Source organism: Streptomyces sp. NPDC088194, assembly GCF_040702025.1.
Classification (GTDB): domain Bacteria; phylum Actinomycetota; class Actinomycetes; order Streptomycetales; family Streptomycetaceae; genus Actinacidiphila.
This window is the reverse complement of sequence record NZ_JBFBIV010000002.1, coordinates 137,580-150,431: the sequence shown is the minus strand read 5'-3', so window position 1 is coordinate 150,431 and position 12,852 is coordinate 137,580. Positions and strand designations below refer to the sequence as shown.

The 12,852-nt window shown below is 73.6% G+C and carries 13 protein-coding genes; 6 read left to right on the top strand and 7 right to left on the bottom strand.

What is annotated here, in order from left to right; translation table 11 throughout:
• Positions 1-34 precede the first annotated feature (34 nt).
• The 3 genes from AB0399_RS01555 to AB0399_RS01545 form a co-directional block, all read right to left on the bottom strand.
• Complete coding sequence (locus AB0399_RS01555; RefSeq protein ID WP_366409885.1) at positions 35-1,093, bottom strand: DUF916 domain-containing protein; 1,059 nt, start codon at positions 1,091-1,093, stop codon at positions 35-37.
• 94 nt (positions 1,094-1,187) lie between these two features.
• Positions 1,188-3,164: an FN3 domain-containing metallophosphoesterase family protein gene (locus AB0399_RS01550; RefSeq protein WP_329368373.1), complete on the bottom strand. Its 1,977-nt coding sequence runs from the start codon at positions 3,162-3,164 to the stop codon at positions 1,188-1,190.
• A 123-nt stretch (positions 3,165-3,287) separates the two neighbouring features.
• Positions 3,288-4,520: a HupE/UreJ family protein gene (locus tag AB0399_RS01545; RefSeq protein ID WP_366409884.1), complete on the bottom strand. Its 1,233-nt coding sequence runs from the start codon at positions 4,518-4,520 to the stop codon at positions 3,288-3,290.
• Between the two features lie 173 nt (positions 4,521-4,693).
• Here AB0399_RS01545 and AB0399_RS01540 point away from each other — a divergent pair, with 173 nt between their 5' ends.
• Positions 4,694-5,365: a hypothetical protein gene (locus tag AB0399_RS01540; protein ID WP_329368369.1), complete on the top strand. Its 672-nt coding sequence runs from the start codon at positions 4,694-4,696 to the stop codon at positions 5,363-5,365.
• An 81-nt stretch (positions 5,366-5,446) separates the two neighbouring features.
• Here AB0399_RS01540 and AB0399_RS01535 read toward each other — a convergent pair whose 3' ends face one another.
• A complete protein-coding gene (locus AB0399_RS01535) occupies positions 5,447-5,629 on the bottom strand; it encodes a helix-turn-helix transcriptional regulator (protein WP_366409883.1) in 183 nt (60 codons plus the stop codon).
• Between the two features lie 234 nt (positions 5,630-5,863).
• Here AB0399_RS01535 and AB0399_RS01530 point away from each other — a divergent pair, with 234 nt between their 5' ends.
• Both AB0399_RS01530 and AB0399_RS01525 read left to right on the top strand, forming a co-directional pair.
• Positions 5,864-6,367 (top strand): helix-turn-helix domain-containing protein, encoded by a 504-nt coding sequence (locus AB0399_RS01530; RefSeq protein WP_329368365.1) that lies wholly within the window; start codon positions 5,864-5,866, stop codon positions 6,365-6,367.
• A 145-nt stretch (positions 6,368-6,512) separates the two neighbouring features.
• On the top strand, positions 6,513-7,544 hold the full coding sequence (locus tag AB0399_RS01525; RefSeq protein WP_366409882.1) for a pseudouridine synthase: 1,032 nt from the start codon (positions 6,513-6,515) through the stop codon (positions 7,542-7,544).
• Between the two features lie 55 nt (positions 7,545-7,599).
• Here AB0399_RS01525 and AB0399_RS01520 read toward each other — a convergent pair whose 3' ends face one another.
• A complete protein-coding gene (locus AB0399_RS01520) occupies positions 7,600-8,391 on the bottom strand; it encodes a VOC family protein (protein ID WP_366409881.1) in 792 nt (263 codons plus the stop codon).
• A 271-nt stretch (positions 8,392-8,662) separates the two neighbouring features.
• On the opposite strand from AB0399_RS01520, the gene AB0399_RS01515 reads away from it, so the two are divergent.
• Complete coding sequence (locus AB0399_RS01515; protein WP_329368359.1) at positions 8,663-8,866, top strand: hypothetical protein; 204 nt, start codon at positions 8,663-8,665, stop codon at positions 8,864-8,866.
• 21 nt (positions 8,867-8,887) lie between these two features.
• Here AB0399_RS01515 and panD read toward each other — a convergent pair whose 3' ends face one another.
• Both panD and AB0399_RS01505 read right to left on the bottom strand, forming a co-directional pair.
• Positions 8,888-9,310 carry an aspartate 1-decarboxylase gene (panD, locus tag AB0399_RS01510; protein WP_366409880.1) on the bottom strand — a complete coding sequence of 141 codons (423 nt, stop codon included), beginning with the start codon at positions 9,308-9,310 and terminating at the stop codon, positions 8,888-8,890.
• A 220-nt stretch (positions 9,311-9,530) separates the two neighbouring features.
• The gene (locus AB0399_RS01505) at positions 9,531-11,696 is read right to left on the bottom strand and encodes an FUSC family protein (RefSeq protein WP_366409879.1); all 2,166 of its coding nucleotides are present in this window, start codon (positions 11,694-11,696) and stop codon (positions 9,531-9,533) included.
• Positions 11,697-11,880: 184 nt separating this feature from the next.
• Here AB0399_RS01505 and AB0399_RS01500 point away from each other — a divergent pair, with 184 nt between their 5' ends.
• Together AB0399_RS01500 and AB0399_RS01495 are read left to right on the top strand one after the other, a co-directional pair.
• The gene (locus AB0399_RS01500) at positions 11,881-12,321 is read left to right on the top strand and encodes a MarR family transcriptional regulator (protein ID WP_328465024.1); all 441 of its coding nucleotides are present in this window, start codon (positions 11,881-11,883) and stop codon (positions 12,319-12,321) included.
• A 179-nt stretch (positions 12,322-12,500) separates the two neighbouring features.
• Complete coding sequence (locus AB0399_RS01495; RefSeq protein ID WP_328465026.1) at positions 12,501-12,731, top strand: heavy-metal-associated domain-containing protein; 231 nt, start codon at positions 12,501-12,503, stop codon at positions 12,729-12,731.
• Positions 12,732-12,852 lie beyond the last annotated feature (121 nt).

Here is a 12,852-nt window from a genome sequence, read left to right as displayed (position 1 = left end):
TACGGTCCTGGCAGGTCGCGGACCGGGGCGGGGATCACGGCGTGCGGTCGCGCAGCGCCTGCTCGACGGCGTCCCGCACCCGGGTGTCCTCGCGCAGCTCGCGCCGCGCGCGGGCGCGGCGGGCCAGGACGAGCGCCGCGGCGATCCCTGCGGCGAGGGCCACGACCAGCAGGGTCAGCAGCCACGGGACGGCCCAGCCGCCGCCGGTCGCCCGGACCGGCTCCAGTTCGGTGGTGGAGCCCGACGCGTCGACGGCCACGGGGGTGAGGGTCACGCGCGCCGACAGCCGGAATCCGGGCTCGACGCCGTGCACCGGCACCGTCACCTTCCGGCTCTCCCCCGGGAGCAGGTCCGGCATCGCGGCGACCTTGCCCGCCTCGGTCCGCAGCAGGCCGAAGGGGCCCGCGACGGAGACCGCCTGGCGCGCCGACAGCACGGCGTTGCCGGTGTTGTGGACCCGGTAGGTGACGACCGTGTCGCCCTTCGCGAAAGGGGTGAGCGGGCCGGAGTAGCCGACGTGGACGTCCTCGACCGCCAGGCCCGGGGTGAGTTCGCCGCTGACCCGCAGCTTGACCCGGATGCCGAGCCGACGGTCGACATTGATGCCCGCGGCGTCGTCGGGCTGGGTCAGGGCGGTGAGGACGCCCCCGACGTAGTCGCCGGGCGTGGCCCGGTCCGGAACGGTCACCGTGAAGGGGACGTCCACGGACTTCCCGGGCTTGATCTCGACGCTCTTCCGGTCGGTGTGCAGCCAGGCGCCGACGGCGACCGACTTCTTCGCCCGGGGGAGCAGGTCGAGTTGGCCGGCGTCGGAGGTGAAGCCGTCGGCGGCGTAGAGGTCGAGGGTGAGCGGCTCCTTGCCGCGGTTGGCGACGACCAGGGTGTCCTCGACCCGGCCGCCGGGGTTGACGGTGTAGCTGTAGCTGGACCGGTCGTCGCCGTGGCTGCCCGAGCCGGTGCGCACCGTCCAGGTGGCGTCGGTGTCCGCCGCCAGGGCGGAGCCGGCCGGCAGCCCGGCGACCGCGAGGAGGGTGAGCAGGACCAGGGCGACGGTACGGATGAGGGCGGCGGCGGAGGTCGTCCGGCGCGTCACGGGCGGGTGCATCTCGGGTCCTCGGGCGGTCGGTGGGGTGAGACCGGCGGGGCGGGCAGCTGGGTGCCCGCCCCGCCGGGTGGGACGGGTACGGTCAGCTGCTCAGCGCGGTGATCGTGAGGGTGGCGCGGTAGGAGCCCTTGTCGGCGCTGCCCGGGATCTTCAGATCCAGGTCGGCGCCCAGCTCGGCCTTGCCCTTGGGGTGGCCCTGGTCGGCCCAGCCGAGGCCGCGCGAGACGGACAGGCCGGGACCGTGGTCGTCGTAGGCCGAGGCGACCGAACCGCTGGCCTTGGCGCCGGCGCCGCCCTCCAGCACCTTCGGCGTCCAGCCGAGGTAGGCGCCGGAGAACGTCTTGCCGGCGTCCTTGAAGTCGCCCACGCTCGCCGATATCGACCACGGCGCGAGCGAACGGCGGCTGTCGGAGACGGCGATCGGGTTGATCCGGCCGGTCGCGTCGAAGTAGTCACCGTCGTGGTCCTTGGCGGTGCCGAGGTCCACCAGGCCGTTGTAGCCGTCGATGGTCCAGCCGAACTCGCCCGGCGCGGCGGCGGGCACGTCGACCTGCAGGTCCTGGCCCGAGCCGTGGTACGGGTGCACGCTCACCTTGTCGACGAGCGAGCCGACCGGCTGGCCGGCGGTGGTGTTCTTGCACCAGTCGCCGCCCTCGACGGCCGCGTTGGGCGCCGCGCAGGTGCCGCTGCGCACGTCCTCGACGACCAGCTTGTCGTTGCGGACCTGCACCTTGACGTAGCTGCGCACGTGCTCCTGGTTCTGCACGGAGCTGTACCAGTAGTTGCCCGGGTTCAGCGGGTCGGCGCCGTTGCCCGCGCCGCTGGTGCCGCTGGAGTCCGGGGCGGTGATGTCGTAGTACTTCGAGCCCGAGGCCGAGTTGGCGGTCACGTAGAGCACGCCGCCGGGGCCGGGGTAGACGTCGGAGGCGCCCGGCTGCTCGGCCGCGTCCGCCTTCTCGCCGTTCTTGATCAGGTAGCTGCGGGCGTAGCTGTGGTCGTGGCCCTGGAGCACCAGGTCCACGCCGAGCTTGGACACCGCGGTCGGGAAGTCCACGCGGCGGACCTTGTTGTCGCTGTCCTTGGCGTGCGAGGCCGGCGAGTAGATCGAGTGGTGGAAGACGAGCACCTTCCACTTGGCCTCGGAGCCGTGCTGGTTGATGACGTCGGTCACGTACTTGACGTGGGCCTCGTCACCGCCGCCGCCCTGGGAGGTGGTGTAGCTGTTGCTGTTGACGTCGATGAACAGCACGTCCTTGTAGATGTACCAGTAGTCGCCGCCCGAACTGTCCGACTCCGGCTTGCCGTTGGAGTAGTACGGGGCGGTGCGGTCGGTGTTCGGGGTGTACAGGTGCTGCTCGTACGCCTTGCCGCCGACGTCGTGGTTGCCGATGGTGGCCGCCCACGGGTACTGGCGCAGCTTGTCGGGCGCGAGGAAGGCGTTCCACTGGGACTCGGTGTTGGCGCTCTCCACCTGGTCGCCGCCGGAGACCAGCAGTTCGGCCTTCGGGTTGGCCGCGAGGGAGACGTCCAGGGTGTCCTGCCAACCGGCCTGGTCCTTGGCGGTGTTGCCGGAGGAGCCGATCTGCGGGTCGCCGTAGAACAGGAAGTCGTAGTCGCCGTCGAAGTCCTGCGTGGTGAACGCGTACGTCGCGGACCAGTCGCCCGCGGAGCCGACCCGGTAGGAGTAGGCGGTGTTCTCCTTGAGGTCGGTGATCGTCGCGTGGCGGTTGTAGCCGCCGCTGGAGGCGATGTTCGCCCCGCCGGCGGCGTCGAAGGTGGCGGCGCCGGCCGGGAACTCGCCGGCGGTCAGCTCCGCGGTCGGGGCGACCTGGATCTGCTGCGCGGTGTCGGCGGAGGAGTACCAGGAGACGGTGCGCTGCGCCTCGTTGGCGCCCACTCCGAGGATGACGCCGCTGAGCGTGGTGGGCGACGCGGCGCCGGCGGGCGAGGCCGCGGCGCCGCCGAGGGCGATCGTCATGCCCAGGAACGCCGCGGTGACCCCGGTGGCCACGCGGCGCCGCGCGGGCCCGCGGGCCTGCGTCGAACTGCTCGATTTCATGGGTTTTTTCGTTCCCTTTACTAAGAGAAAACCAGAACTTGGCGATCGTCAAGCTGTCGCGGGAGGGTGAACCGCTCGCGAATACGACCTTTGGAGCGGCTGAACTTCCCACAGACCTATGCCTCAGAACATGAACACCCGTTGCATGAACCACATGAGTCCCATAACCGTCACACCGGCGGAGATCGCACCGGTCGCCCAGCGGCCGGCCACCGGCGCGCGGCGGCGCAGCAGGGCCAGCAGCGGGAAGACGGCGGCGATGATCGTCAACTGGACGGCCTCGATGCCGACGTTGAACACCAGCAGGGACCACAGCAGCGTCCACGAGAACGCCTTGTCGATGCCGAGCGCGCCGGCGAAGCCCAGGCCGTGCACGAGGCCGAAGCAGAAAACGACCGCGAGGCGGGTCCAGCCGGCCCGGTCCAGGGCGAAGTGGCCGCCGCCGGAGGTCTCCAGCTCGGTCGCCTCGTCCCCGCGCCGCCACAGCCGCCACAGGTACCAGCCGGCCACCACCGCGATCGACAGCGCGATGACCGGCTCCACGACCCGCGCCGGCACGTCGACCAGGCCCAGGGCGGCGAGCATGAAGGTCACCGAGTGGGCCAGGGTGAAGCTGGTGGCCGCGAGCACGATCTCGCGCAGCCGCCGCGACCCGGCGATGAGGGCCAGCAGGAACAGGATGTGGTCGATCCCGGTCAGCAGGTGCTCGGCGCCCAGCCGGAAGAACTCCCCGAACTGGTCGTACCACGGCTGCGCGAGCGAGACCGACGGGTGGGCGGCGTCGAGCGCGGCGCTGCCCGAGCGGCCGTCGAGGTGGTAGGTGACGATCGTCTTGGTGCCGGTGACATACGTCTCGGTGTCGGGGAACAGCCCGCTGCGCAGCACCGGTTCGCCGGCCCGCCCGGAGCAGTCCCAGTCCAGCGGCAGCACGGCGTACGGCACGCCCTGCCGCCGGGTCATCGTGAAGTCGCCGGCCCGGGCGGGCGTGCAGGGTCTGCCGCCGGCGGTGACGGAGAAGCGCCGGGTGACGTAGCCGACGGCCGACCGGGCGTGCGCGTCGAGCGCGGCGGCCTGCGCCTTGGTGTCGCCGGCGTCGAACGCGGCGTTCCCGGCCCGGAAGAGGGCGTCGTCGTGCTCGTAGTCGGCGGTGGAGATGACGTAGAGGTCGTACTCCAGCTCCAGCGTCGTCCGCAGCCGGCGCCCGCCACTGTCGCTGTCACCGTCGCCTTCGCCCTCGGTGACGTGGACGTAGGCGACCGACGTGAACCCGTGGGCCGACGCGGGCGGGGCGAGACTCAGGAAGGCGATCACCGCTACGGCGATCGCGACGGCGGTGCGGCGGGCACGTGCTGGCATGGGGCTCCTTCGGGGTTGCCCGTGCACGGTGCACGCCTTGGATGAACAAAGACCATCCCTTTGCCGAATCATTAAAGAACAACCGCGCGAACGGCGCCTCAGGGCCTATTCGGCGCCAAAGGAATCAGCAGGATGGGACGCACCATTCCGCCATCACTCGGAGGACGATCGCCTTGCGCCCCCCGCTCCGGGCCGCCGCCCTGCTGGCCGCGGCCGCCGCGCTGGTCACCGGATGCGGTTCCGGCGACGACTGGTCACGGCCGCACCCGGCACCCAGCGCCGTCGGCACGCTGGAGGCGGGGTTCGCCGACCCTTCCGCCCCGCCCGCGCCGGAGGCGACCATCACCCCGCGGCCCGGTTCCTGGAACGGAGTCCACCCGTCGAAGGGCTACCGCGTGGTCCTGCTCACCGCCGGGGACGACCGCCCGACCAGGTCGCTGGTCACCGCCGTCAAGGACTGGGCCGCGAAGGAGCACGTCAGCCTCAGGACGGTGGTCGCCGACGGCCCCTCCGACCTGCTCCCCGCCATCACCAGGTCCCTCGCCGCACGACCGGACCTCGTCGTCAGCGCGGGCGACGGCCTGGTCGACCCCCTCGCGACCGCCACCGCGAACCACCTGTCCCAGCAGTTCCTGGTGGTGGGGGCGGAGTTGGCCGAGCCGACGCAGAACGTCACCTCGGTCGACTGGTCGGGGGCGTCGTTCCGCGGCGAGGGGCTCGGCATGTCCTCGACCTACGACGCCGCCTCGTTCACCGCCGAGCGCTGCACCGCCGCGATCGGCGCGGGCACGGCGGCCGTTCTCAACCACCTGACGGGGATAGTGATCTGGCTCGACGAGATCTGAACCGGCCGCCGCCCGCGTCGCGGGGAGGGCGTCAACTGCGGTGACCGCGAGGCCGGGTGACTTCGCGTCAGGTGACGCCGGTCAGCGGTCGTCGTGGGTGATGGCGGCGACGGGGACGTCGAGAGCGTGGGCGCAGCGCCGGATCGTGTCGTCGCTCGCGCCGACCAAGCCGCGTTCCAGGCGGGAGAGATGGCCCCGGTCCAGCCCCGTCAGCACCTGCGTCTCGCGAAGGCTCATCTTCCGAGCAATGCGAAGTGCCCTCATTGCCGCGCCGTTCGGTCTCACGTCTCGAAAGTATCCGCCAACCACCGCGCTTGCAAGTCCAACAGATCTTAAATGTGAGCTTTCCAAGCTCGATGGCGTCATTCGATCGCCTTCTCCCGAGCCGCATCACCGCCATTCCACGCAACCAATGGGCGAGTTCCGGCCGTATCGGCCGCAGGTCGAAGGCTCGGAAGATGGCTGCGTGGTTGCGTGCAGTCCGGCATGATGTGGGCCATGGACGGAGATTGGTTGCGGCTGGGCGGCGTCATCCGGGCAGCGCGCAAGCGCAAGGGACTCAGCCAGGTGCGCCTCGGCGACTCGATCGGCGTGAAGCGGACCGTGATCCAGACGATCGAGCGCGGGCACGAGTTCCAGAGCGTCACGGCGACCCTGCGGGACATCGAACGCATTCTGGAGTGGGGCCAGGGCTCGATCGAACACATCCTCGACGGCGGCGACCCGCTGCCGCCGGACTCCCCCGGCAACCGCTACTACACCCGGCACGCGCGGCCGGATGCCGGCGGTGAGCTGCCGGTACGGATCTCCCGCGCGCTCGCCGAGGGCGTCACCCTGGACACCGCGGTCGTGCCGCTGTCGCCCAACACCGAGATGGTGGTGGTGGTCAAGGGCAAGCCGGACGCCACGCACGACCAGATCGAGGCGGCCCTGGCGGCATGGGAGAAGAGGGGCGGCCACCTGGACCGGCTCCGGGAGATCGCGGACGCCCGCGAGGACTGAGTCCGGCGGCGGCCCGGCGACGGCCCGGCGACGTCGTACGTCATACGTCGTAACCTGGCGGTATGCGGCCTGGAAAAGACCAGGTCGCGGCGGCCGGGTCGGACGGACCGGGTCGGCTCGGGGCCGGAGAGCCGGGAGACACGCGATGGCGCGCAGAGCGGGGCGCGGGGCGCCTGCCGCCCCGTTGGGGCAGCGCCAGGGCGTCGATCCGGTGCGCGTGCGCCTGCCCGACCCCGCCGACGGCGACAGCGACGCCGACGGTGCGGCGGGGCGCGCGGCATGGACGACGATCGGCGGGTACCTGCTGGAGCGGTACGGCGCGGCGGTCGGCCGGGAGCGGATCGAGGCGATGCTCGCCGCGGGGCGGTTCGTCACCGCGGACGGGCCGGTGGGCGCGCTGACGCCGTACGCACCCGGGGCGTGGGTCTGGTTCCACCGCGACTTCCCGCCGGAGCCGGCCGTGCCGTTCCCGGTGGAGGTGCTCCACCGGGACGAGCGGATCGTGGTCGCCGACAAGCCGCACTTCCTGGCCACCACCCCGCGCGGCCGCCATGTCACCGAGACCGCGCTGGCCCGGCTCCGCCGCGAGCTGGACCTGCCGCTGCTGTCCCCCGCGCACCGGCTGGACCGGTTGACCGCGGGAGTGGTGCTGTTCGTCGTACGTCCCGAGGACCGCGGGGCGTACCAGACGCTCTTCCGGGACCGGCTGGTACGCAAGGAGTACGAGGCCGTCGCGGCCTACGACCCGGCGGTCGCGCTGCCGGCGACGGTGCGCAGCCGGATCGTGAAGGAACGCGGGCAGATGGCGGCGCGGGAGGTGCCGGGGCCGTACAACGCGGAGAGCGTGGTCGAGCTGCTGGCGCGGCGCGGCGGGCTCGGCCGCTACCTTCTGCGGCCCCTGACCGGCCGCACCCACCAGTTGCGGCTGCACATGCAGGCGTTGGGGCTGCCGTTGTTGAACGACCCGATCTACCCGGAGGTGTGGGCGGAGGCGGCGGCCGGGGAGGGCGCGGACCCGTACGCACGGCCGCTTCAACTGCTGGCGCGGACGCTGGAGTTCACCGATCCGCTGACCGGCCGGGAGCTGCGGTTCGCCAGCGCGCGCCGGCTGTCCGCCTGGCCGCCCGACGCCGACGAGCCGGGCGGCGAAGGCGGACGGCGGACGACTGACGGCTGACGGCTGACGGCTGACGGCTGACGGCTGACGGCTGACGGCAGCAGGGGGCCGCGGGTCAGGCCATCTGCGGGTCCGGCTGGAGCACGGCGAAGAACGCCCCCTCGGGGTCCCTGAGCAGCGCGACCCGGCCGATGCCGCCCACCTGTGTGGTGGCCATCAGCACGGTCGCGCCGTGCGAGGCGGCGGTGGTCACCACGCCGTCGGCATCGGCGACGCCGACGTAGGGCTGCCAGTAGCAGACCCCGTCCGGCAGTTGCTCGGGCGCGAGTTGCATGATGCCGCCGTGCGAGCCGGCCTGGCCGCCGCCGGCGCGGGAGACCACCGTGTAGACCCCGGCGTCGGCGGCCAGCGGCATGTCCGCGGTGTCCCAGCCGAAGAGGCTGCCGTAGAAGCGCTTGGCCTGCTCGGCGTCCGTCGTGTACAGCTCGGTCCAGCACAGGGCGCCGACGCCGGTGCGGTCCAGCCCCTTGAGGGTGCCGGGCTGGTAGACGGCGAACTGGGCGCCGGACGGGTCGGTGTACCCGGCGATCCGGCCCTGGTCCCCGATGTCGAGCGGCGCGAACCGGACCGAGCCGCCGGCCTGCTCGACGTCCTTGGTGGTGGCGTCGGCGTCGGCCGTCTCGAAGTACAGCGTCCAGGCCGGGCTGACCCCCTCCTCGGTGATCGGGCCGAGGCCGGCGACGGTCTGCCCGTCGAGCTGGAACATGCCGTACCCGCCGGCGTCGGGGCCCGCCGAGCGGAACTCCCAGCCGAACAGCGCGCGGTAGAACGCCGCCGCGCCCTCGACGTCGCGGCTGCCGAGGTCGAGCCAGCTCGGTGCGCCGGGCACGTAGTCGTTGGTGAGCATGGTGCGGTCCTCCGTGATCGTGAGCCCGAACGCGCGCGCGACGTGCGGAACGCGGGAGGGCGGAGCGGAATGCGCCAGGTGCCGGATTCCGTGGGATATGCAGCCGATACGGCCGCTGTGTCCTCCCTCACACTCAGCATGCCAGCAGACTCCGACAACCGCCGTTCGTGCCAGGTCACAGCCTGGTGAACGACCCGGGGCCGGTCCGGCCGAGCACGCGCGGTGGTCAATCGGTTCGGGATTGTCAGTGGGCCGGTCTAGGGTGGATCACATGTACGGGGGAGATCTCGATCAGGCGAACGCGGCCCTGCGCGCTTATGTGCAGGAGCACGGCGACCGGCCTTGGACGGCCGAGGAGTTGACCGAACTGGCGCGGCTGCGCGCCCAGTGGACGGCGGCGGCGCGCGGTGTTCGGGTGGAGATACGTCCGGTGGCCGGGCCGGTGCGGGGCGCCTCGGTGGTCACCGCCGCTTGAAGGGGCGCGCGGCCCACGGGTTCAGCCGTGGACGACCGCGTGCGGGGGTCGCAGGGCATCGGTGCCGGGAGCGGGCTCGGCGGTGTCGTCGCCCAGCTTGACGATCCGGTTGCCGGCGTCGACGTGGACCACGGCCGGCCGCAGCGCGCGGGCCTCGGCGTCCTCGACCTGGGCGTAGCTGATCAGGATGACCAGGTCGCCGGGGTGCACCAGGTGGGCGGCGGCTCCGTTGATGCCGATGACGCCTGAGCCGCGCTCGCCCTCGATCACATAGGTCTCCAGCCGGGCGCCGTTGGTGATGTCCACGATGTGCACGAGCTCGCCGGGCAGCAGGTCCGCGGCGTCCATCAGCTCGGCGTCCACGGTCACCGAACCCACGTAGTGCAGATCCGCCTGGGTCACGGTGGCCCGGTGGATCTTGGACTTGAACATGGTGCGCAGCACGGCGTCGCCTCCTGGCGGGTGGGTGGGTCGCGTTCCCTGCCGGGATACGCGCCGTCGCCTCCAGGGTAGGGCCGCCGGGCCCGGGCGCGGTGGGGGGTGCGGGGCGGAGTGCGGAAGATCTCAGCGGCCGGCTCGGGGTTCGAACGAGCGCGGGTCCCGGCAGTTCGAAGGAGCGCGGTTCTCGGCAGGCGGCACACCGCCGCGGTCCCGGGCGGAGATGTCAGCCGGCCGTCGCCGCCGGCGCCTGCGAGGACGGCGGTGGCGGCGCGGGGGCCGGCGGCGCGGGCAACCGGTCGTAGAGCTCGACGAGCGCGGTGTCGAGGCGGATCACGGCGGGCGGTCCGGTGCGGACCGGCCGCGGGGGTGCGGCGTCCGGACGGTTGCCGAGGCGGCGGCGCACCTGGCCGAGGTTGCGTGCGGCCAGGCCGAGTTGGGGTCGGGCCGCGGCGAGTCCGGCCGCGTCGCTGAGCGCGAGCGCACGGCCGGCGTGCGCGCAGGCGGTCAGCGCGTCCACCCAGTCGGCGGCGTGCGGCGGCGCGGGCGCGGCCTGGCGCGACCCCCACGCGGGGTGGCCGAGGGTGCCCCGGATCAGGGTGCGGTGGGCGCGGGCGGGTGCGGCGGCCACCGCGAGTTCACGGGTGGCGCGGTCGAAGCGGCGGGCCAGCCGCCGGATCTCCGCGGGCCGCGGCTCCGGCGCGCGGGCCGCGACCAGCAGGTCGGCCAGCACCCGCAGGGCGCGGGCGGCCCGGCCGCGCAGGACCGTGGCGGTCGGCAGCGGCAGCACGAAGTACGCGGCCGCGATCCCGCAGGCCGACCCGAGCAGGATGCCCTCGGGGCGCTGCACGAGGAGGGCGCCGCCCTGCTCGCCGTTCAGGCCGTAGAGCACCGCCAGCAGGCTCGTGACGCAGAACGCCCAGGCCGCGTAGGTGGTTTCGCGCAGCCACAGGCCGACCAGCAGGTAGCAGAAGATGACGGTGATCGCCGCGGCGTCGTCGCCCGCGACCAGGTGCGCCACGAGGGTCCCGGTGACCGCGCCGATGAACGCGCCCGCCACCCGCAACCCGCTGCGGTGCACGACGTCGCCGCGCCCCCGTGCCGCGCTGCACACCACGAACGCGGTGATCATCACCCACGACCAGTGCCGCGGGAACACCAGGTGGCCGACGGCGAACGCGGCCGCCATCGCCACCGCGAGCTGCGCGGCCAGCCGTGCCTGCGGCTGCGGGTTCCGCCAGCCGCCCGGCCGCGCCGCGGGCGCCGGGGGTTCGGCGGCCGGCCCCTGCACCGCCCGCACCCCGCGTACCGCCACGGCGGCGGCCCGCACAGCGGCGAGCGCGTCGTCCAGGGCGCCGCCTCCCCCCGGCCCGTCCGCCCCGGGTCCGCCCGTCCCCGCGCCGCCCACCGCGGCAGGTGTCCCGGCGACCCGGGACCGTACGACCGGGGACCGTACGACCGGGGCACGTACGCCCTGCGCGGGAACGCCCTGCGCCGATACGCCCCGCTCCGGTGCGGTCCGGTCCGAGGTGGTCGGCTGCTCCGGCGCGGCCTGCGCGGAGCCGTCGCCGGCCGAACCGGCCGAACCGCCCGCACCCGCGGGCTCGTCGCCGGGGCCGGGCCGTACGACGGGGGCCGGGGCGTCCGCCGGCTGCCCCGCGGTGACCTCGGCGGTGAGGACGGCCGCGGCGAGGGTGTCGAGCGGGGTGCGGTCGGCGCCGGCGGGGAGGCGGGCGGCGTCGAGGCAGTCCTCGACGGTGAGGGCGGTGCGGTGCAGGGTCAGCGCGGCCTTGGCGTGCCGGGCGCTGCCGGGCGCGAGGGCGCGCAGGCGGGCGGCGCCGCGTACGAAGTCGCCCGCCGCCGCGGCCGCCTCGCGGGTGGGGCGGGACGGCAGCAGCTGCTGGGACCCGAGCACGCAGGCCACCGCGATGACCCCGCACACCGCACCCCACAGCGGCCCGGTGGCCTTGGCGGCGGACGGTGGCACCGGCGTGACCAGCACGGCGATCAGCGGGGTGAGCGCCAGCCGCCCGAAGCGCCGCACCTTGCCGCCGAACCGCATCAGGTAGCGGGACCCGCCGACCGCGGCCACGAAGACGCCCGCGCCGAACCACGCGTTCTGCGCCATCAGCCGCCCGACGAAGGCGGCGAGGACGCCGACCAGGGGGACGTACGCGAGGGCCGACAGCCGGTGCGGCAGGCTGGTCGCGTGCAGGCTGCGCGACACCATCACCGCGACGACGGTCGCGATCACCACCATGCCGCCGGGCAGGCCGGCGGCCCGGCCGACCGCGCCCGACACCAGCAGTGCCGCGACGGCGGCGAGCACGGTGCGCACGGCGATCCGCAGCCGTACCCGTCCCGGGTCCAGCAGGCGCAGCCGGATCAGCATCCTTCGTCCCCCCTCGTCCCCGCCATGACGTCTCCTCGGGCGGGCCGTACCCGGTCACGCGCTCCAGATTGATAAGCCTTGCGTATGACTTTCGGCCGTACGCCGACCGCTCGTCCGCTCAGATAGCCAGATCATGCCCGTATCGGGGTAGAAAAATCATACGCCTAGCTTAGGAAACAGCACGATGTCGTTCCCTCCCCCGCCGTCCGACGACAGCGCCGTGGTCCGCCGCTCGGTGAACCGGCTGGCCCGGCGGATGCGCGCCGAGCGGCTGCCGGACGGGCTGCCCAGTGCCCGGCTCGGCGTCCTCGCGCAGCTGTACCGCGGCGGCCCGAGCACGCCGGGCGCGATGGCCGCGGCACTCCACGTGCAGCCGCAGTCGCTGACCCGCACGCTGGCCGCTCTGCGCGAGGACGGCTACGTGACGCACTCGCGCAACGCGGGCGACGGCCGGCAGCGCCTGGTCGAGCTGACCGCGAGCGGCTTCGAGGCCATGGCGCGCGACGTCGCCCACCGCGACGAGTGGCTGCGCCGGCGGATGGCCGCGGAACTGAACGACACGGAGGTGGCGCTGCTGCGGCTGGCCGCCACGCTGCTCGACCGGCTCGCCGACGACGACGGCTGAGCGGCGGGCGGGAAGCCACCGCGGGCAACGGGGGTCGATCGGGATCGACCCACCCCTTGGGAATACCCCTAGGGGGTATATGGTTGCCATCAGTGAGGGCGGGAGATTCGCCCGCTCGCCGCGGCGCGGCCCAGCGACATCGACCGCAGCCGCACCAGCCGTACGCGTCGCGCGTACCCGTGGATGAGGAGCACAGCATGAGCGAGGCCGTCTACTCGGTGTCCGGTATGACCTGCGGGCACTGCGAGTCCGCGGTGAGCAAGGAGGTCGGCGCGATCCCCGGGGTCACCTCCGCGACCGCGGTGGCCGGCAGCGGCCTGCTGACCGTCGCGTCCGAGCAGCCGCTGGACGACGAGGCGGTGCGCGCGGCCGTGGACGAGGCGGGTTACGAGCTCGTCGGCCGGGCCTGACCGAGCAGCCCCACCCGCGGCGGACCGCGTCCGGACGGACCGTACGTACGGACGGATCGGACCTGACCGGGCCGGGCCGGACCCGACCGGACCGGCCGCCTCCGCGGGCACGGCTGCGGGC